Source organism: Kitasatospora sp. NPDC041988, from assembly GCF_055588525.1.
Window position 1 is genome coordinate 327548 of the sequence record NZ_JBVJCO010000002.1, and the last position, 19885, is coordinate 347432.

Here is a 19885-nt window from a genome sequence, read left to right on the forward strand (position 1 = left end):
CTGCCCCCCCCCTTCCTCGCTCCCTGTTTTCTTCTTCCCCCCCCCCCCCTCCCCGACCCTTGCGAACGCCCGCGTGCGGCGGGGAGTTTTTCTCCCCCCCCCCCCCCCCCCCGCGCGCGTACGGGCCTCCGGCCCCGGCCGGCCTACAGGAGCGCCAGCAGCTGCTTCGTGTGACTGGGCAGCTCCACGTCGGCCAGGCCGGTGACGAGGTCGCGCAGCGGCATGAGCCGGTCGACCAGGAGTGCGCCGTTGGACAGGAGCAGGGTGGGCACCTGGGTGTCGAGTTCGGCCTCGCTCAGCATGGGCCCGGCGAGTGCGCAGAGGGCCTCTCCCTGGAGGCGGATGCGGTTGCGCAGCCCCGCGTTGTCGCCGGCGAGCGCGATGACCCGGTCGATGGTCCAGGTGTCGAGCGCCACGCGGTTGTCGTACGTCGCGATGGCCCCCGAGGCGGCGGAGGAGACGGCGGTGATGGTGGCCGCGCTGACGAGGGAGATGTGCGCCAGGATCTGGTCGGCGTTCCACTCGCCGGCCGGCGGGGTGGGGCTCGGTCCGTCGGTGTCGGCCACCGTGGCGGCGGCGTCCAGGAGCGTGCGGTAGGCGTCCCGGAGCGGGGTGGTGTCCAGCATGTTCTCTTCCTTCTGCGGTCGTGCGCGGAATGAACTGTGGAGCAGACTGCGGAGCGGAACTGTGGTGTGCGCTGCGGTGTGCCGGCGCGAGAAGCGGTGGCGACCGCCGCCCCGGGCGTCAGGCGTGCGTGCCGGACATCTCCCAGGGCGCCTGCGGGAGGACGTCGCCGGTCTCCAGCAGCGACTTGAGGTTGGCCAGCACGGCCGGCCACCCGCGCGAAATGCCGTTGAGCATCTCCACGTTGGGGAGGTTCTCGTGGGTCACGGTGAGGCGGACGATGTCCTCGTGCGGTTCGACGAGGAAGGTGACGACCGACGGCTCCCTCGGCGCCTCGGCGTCCGGGGAGTCCTCGAAGGTGATGCTCAGCAGCGTCGGGGGCTCGGCCTTGAGCACCTTGCCGACGACGTCGACGCGGCCTGATCCGTCGACGCGCCGGTGCTCCCAGGCCGAGCCGGGCTGCCAGTCCGACACGTTGGCGTGGGCCCAGTAGCGCGCGGTGAGGTCCGCGTCCGTCAGGGCCTGCCACACCTGCTCCGCGTTCGCGCGGATGTAGGTGACGTAGACGTAAGTCGGCACCGACGTGGGCGTGTTGGTCATGGCGTACTCCTCGGCAAGGTTCTTGATGGCACTGATCGCTTGCAGGCGGGGCCTGTCGAACCCCGAGATCCAGCGCTCCTCGATCTCGTGGATCGGCGCCGGGTTGAGGTAGTGGAGTCGTTCCCGTCCCCGTCGTACGACGGTCACGAGGTTGGCCTGCGCCAGGATGTCGAGATGCTGTGTCGCCGACTGGCGGGCCATGGTCAGGCGTTCGCACAGCTCGCCCAGGGTCTGGCCGCCCCGCTCGCGCAGGCGGTCGAGCAGGAGCCGCCGGGTGGGGTCGGCCAGTGCTTTGAATGCGGCGTCCATCGCTGTCGCTTCGTGGCTCACGTGGACCATTATGCAGGCGATCGCCTGCATAATGTCAACGATTTCGTGCCCCTGCGGGGGCCACCTGCCTTGACCAGGGCTTCGCCGCCTTCCTCTAGAGTTCCTCTGTCCCCTGCACACGCCTGTGGCCCTCGGCCCGACGGCGCGCGCAGACCCTGCCCGCGGGCCCGAGCGAGGAGCAACCGTGACCGATCCGACGTCCATATCCGTGCAGCACGAGATCGCGCGGGACCTCCAGGTGGGCGTGTCCTTCGACGCGCGGCAGGAGATCGAGCGCCGGGTGGCCTTCCTCGCCGACCGGCTGACCTCCACGGGTCTGCGCTCACTGGTGCTGGGCATCAGCGGCGGTGTGGACTCCACGACCGCCGGTCGGCTGTGCCAGCTCGCGGTCGAGCGGGTCCGTGCCACCGGGAGGGAATCGACCTTCTTCGCGATGCGGCTGCCGTACGGCACCCAGGCCGACGAGAAGGACGCGCAGCTGGCGCTGGAGTTCATCCGGCCCGACCAGGTCCTGACCGTCGACGTGAAGCCCGCCAGTGACGCCGCGCTGGAGACGGTGCTGGTCGGCGGCACGGTCTTCCGTGACGCGCACCACCAGGACTTCGTGCACGGCAACATCAAGGCCCGGCAGCGCATGGTCGCCCAGTACGCGGTGGCGGGTGCGCACGAAGGCCTGGTGGTGGGCACCGACCACGCCGCCGAGGCGGTCTCCGGCTTCTTCACGAAGTTCGGCGACGGCGCGGCCGACGTCGTTCCGCTCACCGGCCTCACCAAGCGGCGGGTACGGGCCGTGTCGGAGGCTCTGGGCGCGCCGTCCGAGCTGATCTGGAAGGCCCCGACCGCCGACCTGGAGACGCTGAACCCGGGCAGGCTCGATGAGGAGGCGCTCGGCGTCACCTACGACGAGATCGACGACTTCCTGGAGGGCAAGCCGGTCGACGAGGCCGCGTTCGAGGCCGTCGTCCGCCGCTACCGGCTCACCGAGCACAAGCGACAGCTGCCGATCGCTCCCTGAGCCGGTCGCCTCGCCGTCGGCCGCCTCGCCGTCGGCCGCCTCGCCGTCGGGCGGCGCCACCGGCGCTGCCCGGCACGGGTGTTGGCCCGGGCCGGACGGTGGCCGGTGACTACAGTGGCCGGATGAGTGACGACCGGGTGATCCTCCGTCCGATATCCGAAGCCGACCTCCTGCTCCTTGAGCGGCTGCTCGTCGACCCCGAGGCGATCGGCGCCCTGCAGTGGTACGGCTGGTCCGACCCGGGCCGCCTGCGGCGCAAGTGGGTGGAGAACGGGCTGCTGGGGGCGGACCAGTCGCAGCTCGCGGTGGTGTCCGAGGGCGGGCTGTGCGGGTTCGTCGCCTGGCGGGCGATGGCGGTCGTGCCGGCGGCGCCCTACTGGAACATCGGCATCCAGCTGATCCCGCAGGCCCGCGGCCGCGGCATCGGCACCCAGGCCCAACGCCTGTTGGTGGAGTACCTGTTCGCGCATTCGCCGGTGGTCCGGCTGGAGGCCGACACCGAGACCGCCAACCTCGCCGAGCAGCGCGCGCTGGAGAAGTGCGGCTTCACCCGGGAAGGCGTGCAGCGCAGCCTGGTCTTCCGCGACGGGGAGTGGCGCGACATCGTCCGCTACAGCCTGCTGCGCGGGGACGCCCGCCCCTGAACGGGCCGCCGGCCGTCAGCGGCCGAAGGGGTCCTCGGTGACCGGACCGGGCTCGGGGCCGGTGGCGGGGTCGCGGGTGAGCAGGTAGCGGGCGCCGGGGCCGGCGGCGGCGGCGCGGTCGCCGGAGTTGTAGAGGGCGCAACGGGTGAGGGAGAGGCAGCCGCAGCCGATGCAGCCGCTCAGTTTGGCCTTCAGGCCTTCGAGTTCGGCGATCTGCTCGTCGATGCGGCTCTGCCATGACTCGGCGACGTCGGTCCACTCGGCGCCGCTGGGGGCGGGGCGCTCGGGGAGGCGGTCCAGTGCGACCTTGGCCTCGTCGAGGGAGAGGCCGACCCGCTGGGCGGCCCGTACGAAGGCGACCCGGCGCAGGGTGCCGCGGGTGTAGCGGCGCTGCCCGCCGGTGGTGCGGGTGGCGTGGATGAGACCGAGCTTCTCGTAGTAGCGCAGGGCCGAGGTGGCGAGGCCGCTGCGGTCGGAGAGTTGGCCGATGGTGAGCGGGTCGTGCCGGCTCGGCCCGGGGGAGGTCTCGGGTGCGCTCATGGGGTCACTCTAGCGGCTTGACTTCAAGTCGACTTCAAGTTGCAGCATCGTGGGCATGACGACGAACACCCGTACCGAAGTCACCTTCGCGGACCTCCCGGGCCTGATGAGCCTGATGACCGGCGACGAGAAGCACGGCCCGGCCGCCACCTCCACGCTGGACGCCCTCTGGGTGCTCTACGACCGGGTGCTGCGGGTCACCCCGGCCACCGCCGAGGAGCAGGACCGCGACCGCTTCCTGCTCTCCAAGGGGCACGGCCCGATGGCCTACTACGCCGTACTCGCGGCCAAGGGCTTCCTCGATCCCGCGCTGCTCCCCAGCTTCGGCGCGTACGACTCGCCGCTCGGCCACCACCCGGACCGCACGCTGCTGCCCGGCGTGGAGATCGGTTCGGGCTCGCTGGGGCACGGCCTGCCGCTGGCGGTCGGCACCGCGCTCGGGCTGCGCGCCCAGGGGCTCGCCGACCCGGCGGTCTGGGTGCTGGTCGGGGACGCCGAGTTCGACGAGGGCTCCAACCACGAGGCGGTCGCCTTCGCCGGTGCGTCCGGGCTGGACCGGCTGCACGTCGTCGTCATCGACAACTCCTCGGCCACGCACGGCTGGCAGGGCGGCATTGCGGCGCGCTTCGTCGCCGAGGGCTGGTCGGCCGAGACGGTGGACGGGCGCGACCACGAGGCGCTGTACGCGGCGTTCACCGCCGGACACCCGGGCCGGCCGCACGTGGTGGTCGCCCGCGTCGAGTCCAAGACCTCCTGACGGCCGCCCCAGACCTCCTGACGGCTGCCCGAGACCTCCTGACGGCCGCCCGAGAACTCCCGACAACCTCCGAAGGGCAAGGGACCAGACCGATGGACAACATGCGCGAGCGCTTCCTCGACGTGACCACCCGAATGCTGGACGACGACCCCCGGCTGGCCGTCGTGCTGGCCGACATCAGCGCGACCGGCTTCGCGCCCGCCGCCGAGCGCCACCCCGACCGGGTGATCAACGTCGGGATCCGTGAGCAGTTGCTGATCGGCGCCGCCGGCGGCCTGGCGCTCACCGGGTTGCGCCCGATCGCCCACACCTTCGCCAGCTTCCTGGTCGAACGCCCCTTCGAGCAGATCAAGTTGGACCTCGTCCACCAGGGCGTCGGCGCCGTCCTGGTGAGCGCCGCCGGCTCGTACGACTGGCCGGCCGGGGGCCGCACCCACATGTCGCCGGGCGACGTCGCGCTGCTGGACACCCTGCCGGACTGGACGGTCCACGTGCCCGGCCACCCGGACGAGGCCGAGCAGCTGCTTCGCCACGCCGCGGCGGACGGCGACCGCAACGTGTACGTGCGGCTCTCCCTGCACCAGAACGCCGCCGCGGTGCCGGTCGAACCAGGCCGGTTCACCACCGTGCGCACGGGCGCCAAGGGCGTGGTGCTGGCGGTCGGCCCGATGCTGGACGCGGTACTGGCGGCCACCGAGAGCCTGGACGTCACCGTGCTGTACGCGTCCACCGTGCGGCCGTTCGACGCGGCCGGGCTCCGCGCGGCCGCCGGCGGGCGGGCGGACGTGGTGCTGGTCGAGCCGTATCTCGCCGGGACCTCCGCCAACGAGGCGCACGCCGCGATGAACGACCGGCCGCACCGGGTGCTCGGCCTCGGCGTGCCGCGCGAGGAGCACCGGCACTACGGCTCGATCCCCGAGCACCTGGCCGCCTACGGCCTGGACGCGGCCTCGCTGCGGGAGCGGATCGGCACCTTCCTCTGGTGAGGCTCGTGCGACCGGTGAGCCGCGGGCGTCACACCCGGACGATCGCGACCGAGTGCGCCTCCAGCCGCGCCGCCGCGCCGTCCGGAACGCACTGCCCGAAGGACGCCACCATCTCCCGCCCCTCGGCCCCGAGCGGCAGATCGGCGGCGGAGTCGGACAGGTTGACCGCCACCCGGTACGGCCCCCGGTGCACCACCAGCCACCGCGCCGCCTCGTCGTGGACGACCCGGACGGCCGAAAGGTCGGGGTCGGTCAGCTCCGGCCGCTCGCGCCGCAGCCGGAGCAACACCCGGTACCAGGAGAGCAGTTCGGCGTGCGGGGCGCGCCTCGGCTCGGTCCAGTCGAGGACGGAGCGCAGCACGGTGGCCGGCTCCTGAGGGTCCGGCACCTCCTCCGCCTGCCACCCGTGCTCGGCGAACTCCCGCCGTCGGCCCTGCCGGACGGCCTCGGCGAGGCCCGGGTCGGTGTGGTCGGTGAAGTACTGCCAGGGCGTGATAGCGCCCCACTCCTCGCCCATGAACAGCATCGGGGTGAACGGCGAGGTGAGCACGAGTGCGGCTCCGCAGGCGAGTTGGCCGGGGGTCAGGCTCGCCGAGAGCCGGTCGCCGAGGGCCCGGTTGCCGATCTGGTCGTGGCTCTGGAGGTAGCCCAGCAGCCGGTGGCCGTGGGCGGGCGGGAACGGGCGGCCGTGGCTGCGGCCGCGGAACGAGGACCAGCCGCCGTCGTGGAAGAAGCCATGGGTGAGCGCCTTGGCGACCGCCGACAGGGGCGCGACCGCGAAGTCGCCGTAGTAGCCCTGGGACTCGCCGGTGAGCGCGGTGTGCAGTGCGTGGTGGAAGTCGTCGCTCCACTGCGCGGTGAGGCCCTGACCGCCGGCCTCGCGCGGGGCGGTGGTGCGGGGGGAGTTGACGTCGGACTCGGCGACCAGGAACAGCGGCCGGTTGGTGGCGATCGCCAACGTCTCGACCTCGGTGGCGAGTTCCTCCAGGAAGTGGACGGCGCGGTCGTCGGCGAGGGCGTGCACCGCGTCCAGCCGTAGTCCGTCGATCCGGTAGTCGCGCAGCCAGGCCAGTGCGCTGCCGGTCAGGTAAGCGCGCACCTCGTCCGAGCCGGGCGCGTCCAGGTTGACCGCCGAGCCCCACGGGGTGTGGTGCCGGTCGGTGAAGTACGGGCCGTACGCGGGCAGGTAGTTGCCCGACGGCCCGAGGTGGTTGTGCACCACGTCCAGGACGACGCCGAGGCCCTTGCGGTGCGCGGCGTCGACGAAGCGCTTGAGCCCCTCCGGGCCGCCGTAGGGCTCGTGGACGGCCCAGAGCGAGACGCCGTCGTACCCCCAGCCGTGCCGGCCGGGGAACGGGCAGACCGGCAGCAGCTCGACGAAGTCGACGCCCAACTCGACCAGGTGGTCGAGGTGTCGGGCGGCGGCGTCGAAGGTGCCGGCGGCGGTGAAGGTGCCGATGTGCAGCTCGTACAGGACGGCGCCGGGCAGCGGACGGCCGCGCCAGCCGGTCTGCGACCAGCGGAACGCGGCGTGGTCGACGGCCCGGCTGGGCCCGTCCGGGCCGTGCGGCTGCCGGGGCGAGCGCGGGTCGGGCAGCGCCGGGCCGCCGTCCAGCCGGAACGCGTAGTCCCCGGCGGGCGCCTCGCCGCGCCACCACCCCGCCCGCGCGCCGTCCCGGGCCAGCGGGTGGCGGGCGCCGCCGACCTCCACCTCGACCCGCTCGGCCGCCGCAGGCGCCCACACCTCGTACGTCCGCAGCTCCGGCAGAGTCACGCGTCGCCCTTCCTGGTCTTCATGGTCTTCCTGGTCAGCAGTGCCACCGGGGAGGCGGCCAGCAGGTCGGCCACCGGCACCGTGCCGGCCGCGAACCGGCGCCCGGTCAGTTCGTCCGTCCACCCGCCGCCGGCCGGCAGCTCCAGGACGGTGTCGCGCCAGCCGCCGGCCCGCTCCAGGCCGTACGGCAGCCGGGTGACCGCCGTGACCACGTCGCCCCCGCGGGCGAAGGCGAGCAGGTGGTCGCGGGAGTGGCCGGTGGCGGTCAGCGGGCGGTAGGCGCCCGGCGGGCGGGCCCGGCGCAGGTGCAGGGCGGCCGCGGTGAGGTGCAGCTTCTCCCGGGCCAGGTCGTCCGGGCGGGGCGTCGCCGAGTCGGTCAGCCGGACGGCCAGCGCGCCGAGGTCCACCACCCCCCGGTTGTCCGGGTCGACCAGGGTGTACAGCGGCTCCTCGCTGCCCTGGTAGAGGTCGGGCACGCCGGGCACGGTGAGGTGCAGCAGGGCGGCGGCGAGGGTGTTGGACCGGGCGTACGGCGCGAGCATCCGGACGTACCCCTCGATCCGGGGGAGCAGCCCAGGGTTGCCGTACAGCGCGCGGGCCCGGTCGGCGAGGGCCTGCTCGTAGCCGGTGTCCGGGGACGTCCACGAGGTGCGCAGCTTGGCCTCGCGGGCCGCCTTGAGCAGCGCGGTGACCAGCCGCTCGGGGCTGATCGGCCAGGCCGCGACCAGGGTCTGCCAGAGCAGCCAGTCGCCGTCCCGGTCGCCGCCGGGGCCGGCGGCGGTGGACCAGGCGGCGGCCTCGGCGGCCCAGGCGTCCGGCTGCTCGGCGAGGACGGCGAGGCGGGCGCGGGCGTCGGCGCTGCGCTTGGTGTCGTGGGTGGAGAGCACCGTCATGGTGGCCGGCCAGTGCCGTTCGACGTAGTGGCACCAGGCGTGGAAGTCCTCCGGGTGCAGGCCCGGCCTGGCCGGCTCGCCGCCGACCTCGTTCAGGCTCAGCAGCGCGTTCCAGCGGTAGAAGGCGGTGTCCTCGACGCCCTTGGCGGCCACGGCGGCGGCGGTCTGGGCGAAGCGCACGCAGAACTCGTCCTTCTCGGGGCCGGTGCCGAGCCGCCCGAGGGCCAGCTCCGCGACCAGCCGGTCGGACGGGTCGGCGGAGCCGTCGAGCGCGGCGCCCAGCTGCTCCGCCGAGACCGCGGGCACCGGCTCGCCGGGCCGGACGTACGGCCGGTACGCCGGGTAGCCGGTGAGCACCCGTTGCAGGGCGTCGCGCAGCTGCCAGGGTGCGTGGTCCGCGTGCGCGGGCTCGGCGGCGCCGATCCGGACGGCGAGCCGGACCAGCCGCTCGACCTCGGCGGCCAGCTCGCCCCGAGGGCCGGTCATGTCGGCCCGCCCGCGCCGGGCGGCCGCGACGGCCGGGTGCGGGTCGGCGCAGGGCTCGGTGGCGAGTGCGCCGCCGAGGAAGTGCTCGTAGCGCCCGGCCAGCCGGCTGGCGCCCGCGTGGTCGGTGAGGACGCCGTCGATCCGGCGCAGCGCGTCGTACCCGGTGGTGCCCGCGCACGGCCAGTCGGCGGGCAGGCGCTCGTCGCCGGTGAGGATCTTCTCCACCACCGTGTACGCGCCGCCGGTGGCCTCGGCGAGCCGCCGCAGGTAGCCGCGCGGGTCGGCGAGGCCGTCGGGGTGGTCGATCCGGAACCCGTCCAGGACACCGTCCCGGTGCAGCCGTAGCAGCACGCCGTGGGTGGCCTCGAACACCTCGGGGATCTCGACCCGGACGGCGATCAGCTCGTTGACGGTGAAGAACCGCCGGTAGTTCAGCTCGGTGCGGGCCAGCCGCCACCAGGCGAGCCGGTACCACTGCCGGGCGAGCAGCTCCGCGAGCGGCAGGCCCTCGGTGCCGGGCCGCAGCGGGAGGGTGTGCTCGTGGTAGCGGAGCACTCCGCCGGCCGGGCCGCCGTCAGGCGCCCCCGGGCCGTCCACGACGAGCTCCCCGGACGAGAGCACCGCGCCGAGCCGGTCGCCGAGCAGCGGCAGCAGCACCCGCCCGCGCTCCGGGGCGTCGGCTGGCCCCGGCTGGGCGGCCCAGTCGATGTCGAACCAGCGCGCGTACGGCGAGTCGGGGCCGTCCCGCAGCACGTGCCAGAGCGGCTGGTTCAGCTGCTCGGGGACGGGGACGGCCATGTGGTTGGGCACCACGTCGGCGATCAGCCGCAGGCCGTGCCGGTGGGCCTCGGCGGCCAGCGCGCGCAGTGCGGGCTCACCGCCGAGCTGCCCGCTGATCCGGCCGTGGTCGACGGTGTCGTACCCGTGGGTGGAGCCGGGTGCGGCCTCCAGCAGCGGGGAGAGGTGCAGGTGCGAGACGCCGAGGGCGGCGAGGTAGGGCACGGCGGTGGCGGCGTCGCGGAGGGTGAAGCCGGGCTGGAGCTGGAGCCGGTAGCTGGCCGACGGTGGCGGGGCCGTGGGTGGGGGTGGGGGAGTAGCGGCCGGGCGGGGCTGCGCGGGCTCGGCGGCGGAGGTCATGTGTCCATGAGTACCCGCGCGAGCCCGCCGCCAAGACCCGTTGCTGATCCGAACAGGTGAACCACGCCTCAGGCGGGCCGCTGGAGGACCATCAGCGAGCGGTCGGTGAGCCAGAGGGTGTCGCCGGCCTTGACCCGGGCGCCGGTGCCGGGGGCGGGCAGCCGGGGCTGGGCGGTGTCGACCACGACCTGCCACTCCTGCCCGTGGTCGGCCGGGACGTTGAACTCCAGCGGCTCGAAGTGGGCGTTGAACATCAGCAGGAAGGAGTCGTCGACGATCCGCCCGCCGCGCCGGTCCGGCTCGGAGATGGCGTAGCCGTTGAGGAAGACGCTGAGCGACTTGGCGTAGCTGGCGCCCCAGTTGCGCTTGGTCATCTCCTCCCCGCCGGGGGTGAACCAGGCGATGTCGGTGAGGTCCTCGTAGCTGCCGGTGACGGGCCGGCCGGGGACGGGGCGGCTGGAGACCGGGCGGCCGTGGAAGAAGCGGCGGCGCCGGAAGACGGGGTGGTCGCGGCGGAGCCAGATCATGCCCTGGGTGAACTCCAGCAGCCGCGCCTCGGGCCCGTCCTCCTGGGGCCAGTGCACCCAGGTGAGTTCGTTGTCCTGGCAGTAGGCGTTGTTGTTGCCGTGCTGGGTGCGGCCGAGTTCGTCGCCGTGCGAGAGCATCGGCACGCCCTGGGAGAGCATCAGGGTGGCGATCAGGTTGCGTTGCTGGCGGGCGCGCAGCTCCTCGACGGCCGGGTCGGTGCCGGGGCCCTCGGTGCCGCAGTTCCAGGAGCGGTTGAACGATTCGCCGTCCCGGTTGTCCTCGCCGTTGGCCTCGTTGTGCTTCTCGTTGTACGAGACCAGGTCGCGCAGGGTGAATCCGTCGTGGCAGGTGACGAAGTTGATGGAGGCGATGGGCCGGCGGCCGTCGTCCTGGTAGAGGTCGGAGGAGCCGGTGAGCCGGGAGCCGAACTCGGCGAGGGTGGCGTTCTCGCCGCGCCACAGGTCGCGGACGGTGTCCCGGTACATGCCGTTCCACTCCGTCCACAGCGGCGGGAAGTTGCCCACCTGGTAGCCGCCCTCGCCGAGGTCCCAGGGCTCGGCGATCAGCTTGGCCTGGGAGACCACCGGGTCCTGCTGGACGAGGTCGAAGAAGGAGGAGAGCCGGTCGACCTCGTGGAACTGCCGGGCCAGGGTGGCGGCGAGGTCGAAGCGGAAGCCGTCCACGTGCATCTCGGTGACCCAGTAGCGCAGCGAGTCCATGATCAGCTGGAGTACGTGCGGGCTGCGCATCAGCAGGCTGTTGCCGGTGCCGGTGGTGTCCTCGTAGAACCGCTGGTCCTGGGCGAGCCGGTAGTAGGAGACGTTGTCCAGGCCGCGCAGCGAGAGGGTGGGGCCGAGGTGGTTGCCCTCGGCGGTGTGGTTGTAGACGACGTCCAGGATGACCTCGATGCCGGCCGCGTGCAGCGCCTTGACCATCGACTTGAACTCCTGCACCTGCTGGCCCCGGTCCCCGGTGGAGGAGTAGGAGGAGTGCGGGGCGAAGAAGCCGATGGTGTTGTAGCCCCAGTAGTTGGCGAGGCCGAGGTCGCGCAGCCGGTGGTCGCGGACGAACTGGTGCACCGGCATCAGCTCGATCGCGGTGACGCCGAGCTTGGCCAGGTGCTCGATCACCGCCGGGTGGGCGAGGCCGGCGTAGGTGCCCCGGATCTCCTCGGGGATGCCGGGGTGGAGTCTGGTGAGGCCTTTCACATGGGCCTCGTAGACGACGGTGCGGTGGTAGTCGGTGCGCGGCGGCCGGTCGGTGCCCCAGTCGAAGTACGGGTTGATCACCACCGAGTGCATGGTGTGCGGGGCGGAGTCCAGGTCGTTGCGGCGCTCGGGGGCGCCGAAGTGGTAGCCGTAGACCGACTCGTCCCAGTCGATGTTGCCGCTCATCGCCTTGGCGTACGGGTCCAGGAGCAGCTTGGCGCTGTTGTGCCGCTGGCCGAGGCCCGGGTTGTACGGGCCGTGGACGCGGAATCCGTACCGCTGGCCGGGCTGGATGCCGGGCAGGTAGGCGTGCCGGACGAAGGCGTCCGTCTCGCGCAGCTCGACGGCCGTCTCCGAACCGTCCTCGTCGAGCAGGCAGAGCTCGATCCGGTCGGCGCTCTCCGAGAACACCGCGAAGTTGGTGCCGGCCCCGTCGTAGGTGGCACCGAGGGGGTAGGGCTTCCCTGGCCAGACCTGCATGAGTCCTCAACTTCCTTGCGCCGAAGGGAAACTGACAGGTAGTCCGACTATCTGCCCGGACCCCGACGCTCTCTTCCCGGCGGGGTGGCCGGGCATGTGCGGCGGTCGCGCACCGTGACGTACGGCACAGTGCGCATACTCCCCGACGCTTTCCCCGACAGCGGGGCCATTCGGCGCGTGTTCGCCCGAACGGGTGTCCGGCGGGTGTCCGGTGGGTGTTCGGAGGGTCCCGGTGGGCCTCCCGCGGTGGTGCGCGGGGCGGCGTGCGGGGCGGCTGGGGCAGGTGGTGGGGCCGGGGCCTCCGGGTTTCCCGTCCGCCAACCGGCTGCGGTCGGCTCGCGGCGGGCAGTACCCTTGATCGTCCGGCCGCCCCCGCGCTCGTGGCGATTCATCAGAGGAACCGGTAGGACCGGCGGAACCAGCAGGGCCGGCAGGGGCAGGCGGACGAAGCAGACGACGAAGCAGCTCCATCAGGAACCAGGTGAGGTGGCGCATGGTGTTCCCCGCCGGCGGCCGTGGCGCCGGGCCCGGCGGCCCCGACCGGGGCGGCGCCCGCAGCGAGGCCCCGACCGTCGTCATGCGCCCCACCATGACCGGCCGGGCGCTGGTGCCCGCCCAGAGCGGCCCGGTCGAGATACCCGCCCTCGCCTGGTCCGGCACCGAGTGGGAGGACGCCTACCAGCGGGTCCGGCTGGCCGGGCGCGCGTACGTCTGGCTCAACCTGGTCGAACAGCGGCTGCGCGCCCTCGTCGACGAGGTGCTGTACCCCATCTACGCACCCGCCCACGGCGAGGACTGGGTCACCGCCGCGGCCGGCCCCGCCGGCGAGGAATGGGCCCACCGGGCCGGCGCCGTCCGCGAGGTCAGCCGGCGCAAGGGCTACCTGCTCGACCCCGCCGACGACGACCCGCTCGTCTTCCTCACCCTGCCCCAGCTGCGCGAACTGATGGTCCAGCACTGGCCCTGCTTCGAGCCCTACCTCGCCGACCGCCGCGACATCGAGCTCGCCCTGGACGAACTGGAGGTCGCCCGGCACGTCGTCTCCCGCAACCGCGTCCTCACCCAGACCGTCCTCGCCCAGACCGAACGCGCCGCCGCCCGGCTGCTCGCCCTGCTGGACGGCGGCTCCGGCGGCGTCCCCGCCGACGTCGTCGAGTCGCTGGTGGCCGGCCGGTACGCGGACGTGGTCGCGGTGCACGCCGACCGGGTCCGCCTCCAGCGCGACCTCCCGGTCGAGGACCTGCTGGACGGCGCCCGCCGGCTCGACGCGCTCGGCATCGGCCTCGGCATGCTCTGCCAGAACTACACCGGCAAGCGCCTCGTCCGGCTCGCCACCGACGGCTGCCGGGTCCGGCTGCTCTTCCTCAACCCGGCCAGCAGCGCCGTCCGCCGCCGCGAGCGCGAACTCGGCCTCGGGCGCGGCGAACTGGCCCGCTCGATCGAGATGAACATCATGCACGTGCGCCGCGTCCGCGCCAGGCTGCGCGACCAGGGCGGCTTCGAGATCCGGGTCTTCGACGAGACCCCGCGCTTCACCGCCTACCTGGTCGAGGGCCCGCGCCCGGCCGGCCAGACCGGCGGCCCCCGGCGGCAGACCCGCGACCTCGGCGTCGTCCAGCCCTACCTGCGCCGGGCCCGCGGCATGGAGTCGCCCGCGCTGGTGCTGCGCGGCGGCGCCGGCCAGCAGCCGGGCGGCACCGACGCCGGGCTGCTGGAGGTCTACCGCGAGGAGTTCGAGGGGATCTGGGGGGACTCCCGGCCGGTCTCCTGACACCCGCCGGCCGCCGCGGCGGGGCCGCTGGGACACTGCCCGGATGAACAGCGCCCCCACCACCTGGACCCTGCGGCCCGCCGAGACCACCGGCGTCGAACCTGTCGCCGAGCTGCGTGCCGAGGTCATGCGCCCCGACCTCGAACGGCTCGGCCGCCTCCGTCCGGCCGCCGTCGACGAGGCCCGCACCGCGTCCTAGCCCGGACGGATGGCAACCGGCGGGTATTGAGCCGATGGGCGGTCAGCCGGGGCGCGCAGGCGGGGCGGGGGCGCGAGGGGCTTGCTAGCGTCGATTTCATGATCAGCAGGCCGGGGTTCCGTACCCCGGAGAGCCTGCGATCGCCCTCCCGCTGCCGACGAGCCCCGCTCCGGCATGCCCGCGCCCGCCCCCGACCCGGAAGGCCGACCGATGACCAGCCCGGACCACCCCGGCGCCTCGCGCCGCAGCTTCGTGCGCACCGCCCTCGGCGCCGGCACCGCCGGGGCGCTCGCCCTCGGCGCCGCCCGCCCCACCGCCGCCGCCGTGCCCGCCGTGCCACGCTCGGCCGCCGGGCGGATCCCGTTCCACGGCGTCCACCAGGCCGGCATCACCAACCCGCCGCCCGGCTACGGCAGCTTCGTCGCCCTCGACGTCAAGGCCGCCGACCGCGCGGCCCTGGAGACGCTGCTGCGCACCTGCACCGACCGGATCCGCTTCCTCACCGCCGGCGGCACCCCGCCCGACCTCGGCCCCGCCGCCGCGCCCGCCGACAGCGGCACCCTCGGCCCCGACGCCCTGCCCGCCGACAACCTCACCGTCACCGTCGCCGTCGGCGCCTCGCTCTTCGACGACCGCTACGGCCTCGCCGCCGCCAAGCCCCAGCGCCTCACCCTGATGCGCGACTTCCCGGGCGACGCCCTGCGCCCCGCCGAGTCCCACGGCGACCTCCTGCTCCAGATCTGCGCCGAGAGCCGCGACACCGTCCAGCACACCCTGCGCGACCTGTTGCGCACCACCAAGGGCGCGATCCGCCCGCGCTGGCAGCTGGACGGGTTCCAGAACCGGGCCCGCCCCACCGGCGCCGCCCGCAACCCGCTCGGCTTCAAGGACGGCATCGAGAACCCCGACACCGAGTCGGCCCGGCAGATGGACGAGCTGGTCTGGGTCGGCGCGAGCGGCGGCGAACCGGGCTGGGCGGTCGGCGGGAGCTACCAAGTGGTGCGGGCGATCCGCACCCTGGTCGCGCCCTGGGACGAGGCGGCCCTGAAGGACCAGGAACGGATCATCGGCCGCCGCAAGGCCGACGGCGCCCCGCTCGGCCGCAGCAACGAGACCGACGCCCCCGACTACAGCCACGACCCCGACGGCGCCGTCATCGCCCTCGACTCCCACATCCGGCTCGCCAACCCGCGCACCGACGCCACCCGCGACAGCCGCATCCTGCGCCGCGCCTTCAACTACGACCGCGGCCTCGACGAGCACGGCGAGCCCGAGCTGGGCCTCGCCTTCTGCTGCTACCAGCAGGACGTGGCCCGCCAGTTCGAGGCCGTCCAGACCCGGCTCACGGGCGAGCCGCTGGCCCGCTTCCTGCGACCCACCGGCGGGGGCTACTTCTACGTCCTGCCCGGCGTCCAGGACGACGCCGACTGGCTCGGCCGGAGCCTGCTCGCCGGGGCCTGAGCAGGGCCTGAGCCGGGGCCTGAGCCGGGCCTGCCGGCTGCGCCCGCCCGCCCCAGCGACCGCGTTGTCGGTGGGGCGGGCGATGATAGGGGCTGTTTCGACGAGCAGGACGGAAGGACACACCCCTATGAGCTGGTGGCAGCAGCCACTGGTCGGCTTCGACCTGGAGACCACGGGCACCGACCCGGCCGTGGACCGCATCGTCACGGCCGCCCTCGTGGACACCGTCGGAGCCCGCCGGCTGAGCGCCACCGACTGGCTGCTCGACCCGGGCGTCCCGATCCCCGCCGAGGCCGCGGCGATCCACGGCATCGGCGACGACGTCGCCCGCAGCAAGGGCCGCCCGGCCAAGGAGGCGGTGGACGAGATAGCCACGGCCCTCTGCGAGCGGCTCGCCGCCGGCCGCCCCGTGGTCGCCTTCAACGCCCCCTTCGACCTCTCGCTGCTCGACGCCGAGCTGCGCCGGCACGGCCTGGCCCCGCTCGCCGAGCGCCTCGGCGGGCCGGTCACGCCGGTGCTCGACGCCCTCGTCATCGACCGGGCCGTCGACAAGTACCGCAAGGGCTCGCGCACCCTCCAGCGGGTCTGCGAGGTCTACGGTGTCGAGCTGACCGACGCCCACGAGGCCGGCAGTGACGCCCTCGCCGCCGTCCGGGTCGCCGTCGCCCTCGCCGAGCGCTACCCCGCCGAGGTCGGCGCCGTCCCCCTCGCCGACCTCCACACCCGCCAGATCGGCTGGCACCGCGACTGGGCCGAGGGCCTCCAGGCCTGGCTCCGCCGCAGCAAGGACCCGCAGGCCGTCATCGACCCGCGCTGGCCGCTGCGCTAGCCGGCCCGGAGCGCTGCGCCGGGCGGCACTCCGGCAGCGGGCCGTTCAGCAGAGCACGTAGATGCAGTAGTGCTCGCTGCTTTCGGCAAAGCAGTAGGTCGCGCCGCTCTCGGTGACTTCGAAATCGTTGCAGCCGGCATCGGCGCGGAGCAGCGACTCCTTGGCTCCGTGACACGGGCCGCCCTTCTCGGTGGACCGGGCCGCGCCCGGCCGGTGCCGCACGATGAAGGGCGGCGGGGCCCCGGTGCCGGCGAGACCGCCGGCGCGGGCGGCGTCAGCCGCTCTTACCTTGTGGAAGGACTCGACGACCACGGACGCGTCCGCCGCCACCGCGAAGTCGTACAGTTCGTCACCGTCGGTGGTCCGTCGGCCGGTCGCGGCACGGCCACGGACGGCGGCCTCGTCGAGCCAGACGATCGGGTGGTCGTCACAGGGGCACGGATCCGTCACGCAGACGCACGTCTGGATCGGCATGCCACCGGCCTCGCGGAGCGGGTGGTCGTCGGAGACGTCGAGCGGCACGCCGGTCAGGGTGGTGGTCGCCGCCCGGGTGAACGCCTTTGTTCTGGCACTTTCGTAACTGGCCATTGTCACTCCCGGCTGAATTCGGCGTGGACGGACCACGCCGGAGACTTGTCGGCACTTGCTGGTTCGTCAACGAATCACGTGGGGAATATGCCTGGGACTGACCCGATCGGATCGCCATTTCACGGTAGCGCCGGGCCGTGCGGTCCGCCTCCCCGTACCGCGCGGCCCGGCCGCCTCCGGCTCTGCCGCAGTGGCGGGTGGCCCGGCGGACGACGGCGGGGAGGGGGCCCGCCCGGGGTGCCCGCTCGGGGCCTGCCCGGGGCCTGCTGATCGGCGCCGAGCCTGCCGGGCCTGCCGGGCTTGCACCTCACGCGACGTCAGGACGCACCATCGGGGTATGGGCATCGACCACACATGGAAGGTCGGGGCGCTCGCCGAGGCGAGCGGACTGACCGTACGCACCTTGCACCACTGGGACCAGATCGGGCTGCTCGGCCCGTCCCGGCGGACCGCCGCCGGACACCGTGAGTACACCGAGCCGGATGTCGTCCGCCTCTACCAGGTCCTCGCGCTGCGACGCCTCGGGCTGGGGCTGGAGACCATCGCCACCTGCCTGGACGTCGGGGTCGACCCCGTCCGGCTGGTGGGCGAGCACCTCGCCGGAGTCGAGGCGGCGATCGCCTCGCTGGAGGCCCTGCGGAGCCGGCTGGCCCACGTCCACGACGAGCTGGCCGCCGAACGGGCCCCGGAGACCGCCACGTTGATCGGTGTGCTCCAGGCGATGGGCGGGGCCGGCCCGGAGGGCGGGCAGGCGCTGCGGCGCCACCTCGACGAGGACCAGCTCCGGGATCTGCAGGACCGGGCGGCCGCGGTCGGCCCGGGGGTCCACTACCTGGTGGAGGTCGAGTGGCCGGAGCTCTACCGCAGGGCCGAGGCGCTGCGCGTCGCCGGGGTGGAGCCGACGGCGCCGGAGGTGCGGAGGCTGGTGGCGCGGATGGACGAGCTGGGCCGACTGTTCAACGGCGGCGACTCCGGCCTCTCCGGTGCGGTGCGGGCCGCCTGGCACCACGAGCCGGCCGCGATGTCCGGTGATCCCACGGTCCCGGCCGACGCCTGGCACGACCTGACCGCCTACCTCGACCGCGCCCGCGCGTGACCACCCGTTCCCGACCTGCCGAATCCCGAGGAGTCTCCGTGAACCGCCGCCTGCGCATCGGCATCGCCCTGCTCGCCGTCCTGCCCGCCCTGCTCCCGGCCCTGCTCTTCGGCCGGGTCGTGCCGTGGACCGCCCTCCTGGCCCTCCTGCCGGCGTTCGGCGTGCAGGCGTTCATCACCTTCCGCCGGCTCGGCCGGCTCCGGAGGATCTGAGCCTGCCGCCGCCGCCGGCGGTCGGGAGGTGAGGGGGTGGGGAGCCGAGCGGGACCGGGGTGGACCGGGGGAGGCCGGCATCCGGTGCTCGGTGGCGCCGCGCGGACGGCGGGTGGGCCCCTGCGGTGGTCGACTTCGGCCGACCGCAGGGGATGCGGCGGACGAACCGGTCAGCTCGCCGGGAAGTCGAAGCGGTAGCCCTGGGCTGCCAGCCAGGGCAGCAGCTGCTTCAGTGCGGCGACGGTCTGGCTGCGGTCGCCGCCGCCGTCGTGCATCAGGATCACGCCGCCGGGCCTGAGTTGGCTCTTCACGGTGGAGACGATCGACGCGACGCCGGGGCGGGCCCAGTCGCGCGGGTCGACGGACCAGCCGAGCGGGCGCAGGCCGAGGTCGGCGGCGATCCGCTGGTTGTCGGCGGTGAACCCGCCGCCGGGGGCGCGGAACCAGGAGACCTTGGTGCCCGGACCGCCGGCCTGGACGATCATGTCCTTGGCCTTGGAGATCTCGGACACGGCCCGGTCGTGCGAGAGCGCGGCGAACGGCTGCGGGTGGTCGACGCTGTGGTCACAGAGCCGGTGGCCGGCCGCGATGATCCGCTTGACCAACGCCGGGTTGGCGGCGGCCTGTTGGCCGATCTGGCAGAACGTCGCCTTGGCGCCGTACTGGGCGAGCAGGTCGAGGACCTGGCCGGTGGCCGGGCCGGGGCCGTCGTCGAAGGTGAGGGCGACCGTCCGGCCGCCGGAGGCGGTGGAGCGGACGACCGAGGTGGACACCCCGCTCGCGGGCGGCGGCGGGGCCGGCGTCGCGGTGGGCGGACGGGTGGCCGGCGGGGCGCTCGGGGTGTGCGTGGGGCTCTGCGTCGGGCCCTGCGTGGGGCTCTGTGCCGGAGCGTGCGTCGGCGGCTTGGAGGTGCTCGGCGGTGGGGGTTTGGGCGCGGTCGGCTTCGGTGTGACGGGCGGGGCCGGCGTGGAGGCGGACGGCCCGGCCGAGGTCGGTTCGCTGGGGGAGGGGGTAGGGGCAGCCGGCGACGAGGCCGAGGGCGCCGGGGTGCCCGGACTCGACGCGGTGACAATCGGCTGCGGCTGGAGCGCGCCGCTGGCGGTGCCGCAGGCGGCCAGGCCCAGGGCGGCGACCACGGTGATGCAGCCCGCGACCAGCGGTCGGCGGCGGTGCCGGGCGGACGACGAGGCGCGCTGCGAGGTGGCGTGTTCGGGCATGTCTGCGGCTCCTCGGGTGCGGAGGTGATCCCGATCCCTGGGTCAGGCCGTTTCAGGCTGACTGTCAGATAGGACGCCGATCCGACCACGTCCGGTTGCGCCCCGCAAGGAGGCCCGCGAGGGCGCCCGCGAGGAGGCCCGCGAGGACGCCCGCGAGGGCACGTGCAGTCGTCAGAACGGATACCAGCGCACGTCCGTGGCCCCCGCGCGCAGCGACTCCACCCGGCGGCGGAACTCGGCGAGCGCGGCCGGGTTGCCCGGCGCCTGCTGCGCCACCCAGGAGGCGCTGGCTGTCTCCCGGGCCCCGCGCAGCACCGCGAAACCGGCCCACTCCCGGACGTCCCAGCCGTACCCCGTGGTGAACGCCACGTACTCCTCGGCCGGGACTCCGTACCGGTCGTGGCTGAGCGGGGGGACGAGCAGGGGGTGTTCTCCGCGGGTTTGTTAGGGATCTCCTCCGTCTAGGAGAGCGGGGCCACCCCTGCCGACACCTCCCTTTTTCTTGCCACC

Annotated in this window: 18 protein-coding genes and 1 pseudogene; 10 read left to right on the plus strand and 9 right to left on the minus strand. The window is 74.0% G+C overall.

All coding sequences use genetic code 11. The annotated features are described in order from the left end of the window. Window positions 1–143: 143 nt before the first annotated feature. Window positions 144–626, minus strand: a complete 483-nt coding sequence (locus ACZ6NC_RS04410; protein WP_465728841.1) for a hypothetical protein — start codon at window positions 624–626, stop codon at window positions 144–146. Between the two features lie 118 nt (window positions 627–744). Then, window positions 745–1533 carry an ArsR/SmtB family transcription factor gene (locus ACZ6NC_RS04415; RefSeq protein ID WP_465728963.1) on the minus strand — a complete coding sequence of 263 codons (789 nt, stop codon included), beginning with the start codon at window positions 1531–1533 and terminating at the stop codon, window positions 745–747. A gap of 205 nt (window positions 1534–1738) precedes the next feature. Between ACZ6NC_RS04415 and nadE the strand changes: the two genes are divergently transcribed. Together nadE and ACZ6NC_RS04425 are read left to right on the plus strand one after the other, a co-directional pair. Next, complete coding sequence (nadE, locus tag ACZ6NC_RS04420) at window positions 1739–2569, plus strand: ammonia-dependent NAD(+) synthetase (RefSeq protein WP_465728843.1); 831 nt, start codon at window positions 1739–1741, stop codon at window positions 2567–2569. 122 nt (window positions 2570–2691) lie between these two features. Continuing rightward, entirely contained in the window at window positions 2692–3213 is a 522-nt protein-coding gene (locus ACZ6NC_RS04425) for a GNAT family N-acetyltransferase (protein WP_465728845.1), read from the plus strand. Between the two features lie 15 nt (window positions 3214–3228). Here ACZ6NC_RS04425 and soxR read toward each other — a convergent pair whose 3' ends face one another. Next, window positions 3229–3753 (minus strand): redox-sensitive transcriptional activator SoxR, encoded by a 525-nt coding sequence (gene soxR / locus ACZ6NC_RS04430; protein WP_465728847.1) that lies wholly within the window; start codon window positions 3751–3753, stop codon window positions 3229–3231. Window positions 3754–3808: 55 nt separating this feature from the next. Between soxR and ACZ6NC_RS04435 the strand changes: the two genes are divergently transcribed. After that, complete coding sequence (locus ACZ6NC_RS04435; RefSeq protein WP_465728849.1) at window positions 3809–4510, plus strand: thiamine pyrophosphate-dependent enzyme; 702 nt, start codon at window positions 3809–3811, stop codon at window positions 4508–4510. Between the two features lie 92 nt (window positions 4511–4602). Next, window positions 4603–5496, plus strand: a complete 894-nt coding sequence (locus ACZ6NC_RS04440; protein ID WP_465728851.1) for a transketolase family protein — start codon at window positions 4603–4605, stop codon at window positions 5494–5496. A 28-nt stretch (window positions 5497–5524) separates the two neighbouring features. On the opposite strand, the gene treZ is transcribed toward ACZ6NC_RS04440, so the two are convergent. The 3 genes from treZ to glgX all read right to left on the minus strand — a co-directional run bounded on the left by treZ (window position 5525) and on the right by glgX (window position 12002). Further along, a complete protein-coding gene (gene treZ / locus ACZ6NC_RS04445; protein ID WP_465728853.1) occupies window positions 5525–7270 on the minus strand; it encodes a malto-oligosyltrehalose trehalohydrolase in 1746 nt (581 codons plus the stop codon). Continuing rightward, on the minus strand, window positions 7267–9786 hold the full coding sequence (gene treY, locus ACZ6NC_RS04450) for a malto-oligosyltrehalose synthase (RefSeq protein ID WP_465728855.1): 2520 nt from the start codon (window positions 9784–9786) through the stop codon (window positions 7267–7269). The genes treZ and treY overlap by 4 nt, the downstream gene beginning before the upstream one ends. A 68-nt stretch (window positions 9787–9854) precedes the next feature. After that, a complete protein-coding gene (gene glgX / locus ACZ6NC_RS04455; RefSeq protein WP_465728857.1) occupies window positions 9855–12002 on the minus strand; it encodes a glycogen debranching protein GlgX in 2148 nt (715 codons plus the stop codon). A gap of 493 nt (window positions 12003–12495) precedes the next feature. On the opposite strand from glgX, the gene ACZ6NC_RS04460 reads away from it, so the two are divergent. The 4 genes from ACZ6NC_RS04460 (at window position 12496) to ACZ6NC_RS04475 (ending at window position 16262) form a co-directional block, all read left to right on the plus strand. Continuing rightward, window positions 12496–13773 (plus strand): SAV2148 family HEPN domain-containing protein, encoded by a 1278-nt coding sequence (locus ACZ6NC_RS04460; protein WP_465728859.1) that lies wholly within the window; start codon window positions 12496–12498, stop codon window positions 13771–13773. Between the two features lie 43 nt (window positions 13774–13816). Further along, on the plus strand, window positions 13817–13972 hold the full coding sequence (locus ACZ6NC_RS04465; RefSeq protein WP_465728861.1) for a hypothetical protein: 156 nt from the start codon (window positions 13817–13819) through the stop codon (window positions 13970–13972). A gap of 210 nt (window positions 13973–14182) precedes the next feature. Beyond that, a complete protein-coding gene (gene efeB / locus ACZ6NC_RS04470; protein ID WP_465728863.1) occupies window positions 14183–15433 on the plus strand; it encodes an iron uptake transporter deferrochelatase/peroxidase subunit in 1251 nt (416 codons plus the stop codon). Between the two features lie 127 nt (window positions 15434–15560). After that, complete coding sequence (locus ACZ6NC_RS04475; RefSeq protein WP_465728865.1) at window positions 15561–16262, plus strand: exonuclease domain-containing protein; 702 nt, start codon at window positions 15561–15563, stop codon at window positions 16260–16262. A 45-nt stretch (window positions 16263–16307) separates the two neighbouring features. On the opposite strand, the gene ACZ6NC_RS04480 is transcribed toward ACZ6NC_RS04475, so the two are convergent. Further along, the gene (locus ACZ6NC_RS04480; RefSeq protein ID WP_465728867.1) at window positions 16308–16850 is read right to left on the minus strand and encodes a hypothetical protein; all 543 of its coding nucleotides are present in this window, start codon (window positions 16848–16850) and stop codon (window positions 16308–16310) included. Between the two features lie 337 nt (window positions 16851–17187). Here ACZ6NC_RS04480 and ACZ6NC_RS04485 point away from each other — a divergent pair, with 337 nt between their 5' ends. Together ACZ6NC_RS04485 and ACZ6NC_RS04490 are read left to right on the plus strand one after the other, a co-directional pair. Next, window positions 17188–17946 carry a MerR family transcriptional regulator gene (locus ACZ6NC_RS04485; RefSeq protein ID WP_465728869.1) on the plus strand — a complete coding sequence of 253 codons (759 nt, stop codon included), beginning with the start codon at window positions 17188–17190 and terminating at the stop codon, window positions 17944–17946. Between the two features lie 38 nt (window positions 17947–17984). Further along, entirely contained in the window at window positions 17985–18158 is a 174-nt protein-coding gene (locus tag ACZ6NC_RS04490) for a hypothetical protein (protein WP_465563544.1), read from the plus strand. Window positions 18159–18328: 170 nt separating this feature from the next. On the opposite strand, the gene ACZ6NC_RS04495 is transcribed toward ACZ6NC_RS04490, so the two are convergent. Together ACZ6NC_RS04495 and ACZ6NC_RS04500 are read right to left on the minus strand one after the other, a co-directional pair. Continuing rightward, window positions 18329–19375, minus strand: coding sequence for a polysaccharide deacetylase family protein (locus tag ACZ6NC_RS04495; protein ID WP_465728871.1), 1047 nt, complete (start codon window positions 19373–19375; stop codon window positions 18329–18331). A gap of 171 nt (window positions 19376–19546) precedes the next feature. Then, window positions 19547–19807 (minus strand): annotated as a pseudogene (locus tag ACZ6NC_RS04500) (aminoglycoside phosphotransferase family protein); the annotation flags it as partial. Window positions 19808–19885: the final 78 nt, after the last annotated feature.

Coding starts and splice junctions, on each gene's coding strand:
- ACZ6NC_RS04410 (WP_465728841.1), bottom strand. CDS start 626: ATGCTGGACACCACCCCGCTCCGGGACGCCTACCGCACGCTCCTGGAC.
- ACZ6NC_RS04415 (WP_465728963.1), bottom strand. CDS start 1,533: ATGGACGCCGCATTCAAAGCACTGGCCGACCCCACCCGGCGGCTCCTG.
- ACZ6NC_RS04425 (WP_465728845.1), top strand. CDS start 2,692: ATGAGTGACGACCGGGTGATCCTCCGTCCGATATCCGAAGCCGACCTC.
- soxR (WP_465728847.1), bottom strand. CDS start 3,753: ATGAGCGCACCCGAGACCTCCCCCGGGCCGAGCCGGCACGACCCGCTC.
- ACZ6NC_RS04435 (WP_465728849.1), top strand. CDS start 3,809: ATGACGACGAACACCCGTACCGAAGTCACCTTCGCGGACCTCCCGGGC.
- ACZ6NC_RS04440 (WP_465728851.1), top strand. CDS start 4,603: ATGGACAACATGCGCGAGCGCTTCCTCGACGTGACCACCCGAATGCTG.
- treY (WP_465728855.1), bottom strand. CDS start 9,786: ATGACCTCCGCCGCCGAGCCCGCGCAGCCCCGCCCGGCCGCTACTCCC.
- glgX (WP_465728857.1), bottom strand. CDS start 12,002: ATGCAGGTCTGGCCAGGGAAGCCCTACCCCCTCGGTGCCACCTACGAC.
- ACZ6NC_RS04460 (WP_465728859.1), top strand. CDS start 12,496: ATGGTGTTCCCCGCCGGCGGCCGTGGCGCCGGGCCCGGCGGCCCCGAC.
- ACZ6NC_RS04465 (WP_465728861.1), top strand. CDS start 13,817: ATGAACAGCGCCCCCACCACCTGGACCCTGCGGCCCGCCGAGACCACC.
- efeB (WP_465728863.1), top strand. CDS start 14,183: ATGACCAGCCCGGACCACCCCGGCGCCTCGCGCCGCAGCTTCGTGCGC.
- ACZ6NC_RS04475 (WP_465728865.1), top strand. CDS start 15,561: ATGAGCTGGTGGCAGCAGCCACTGGTCGGCTTCGACCTGGAGACCACG.
- ACZ6NC_RS04480 (WP_465728867.1), bottom strand. CDS start 16,850: ATGGCCAGTTACGAAAGTGCCAGAACAAAGGCGTTCACCCGGGCGGCG.
- ACZ6NC_RS04485 (WP_465728869.1), top strand. CDS start 17,188: ATGGGCATCGACCACACATGGAAGGTCGGGGCGCTCGCCGAGGCGAGC.
- ACZ6NC_RS04495 (WP_465728871.1), bottom strand. CDS start 19,375: ATGCCCGAACACGCCACCTCGCAGCGCGCCTCGTCGTCCGCCCGGCAC.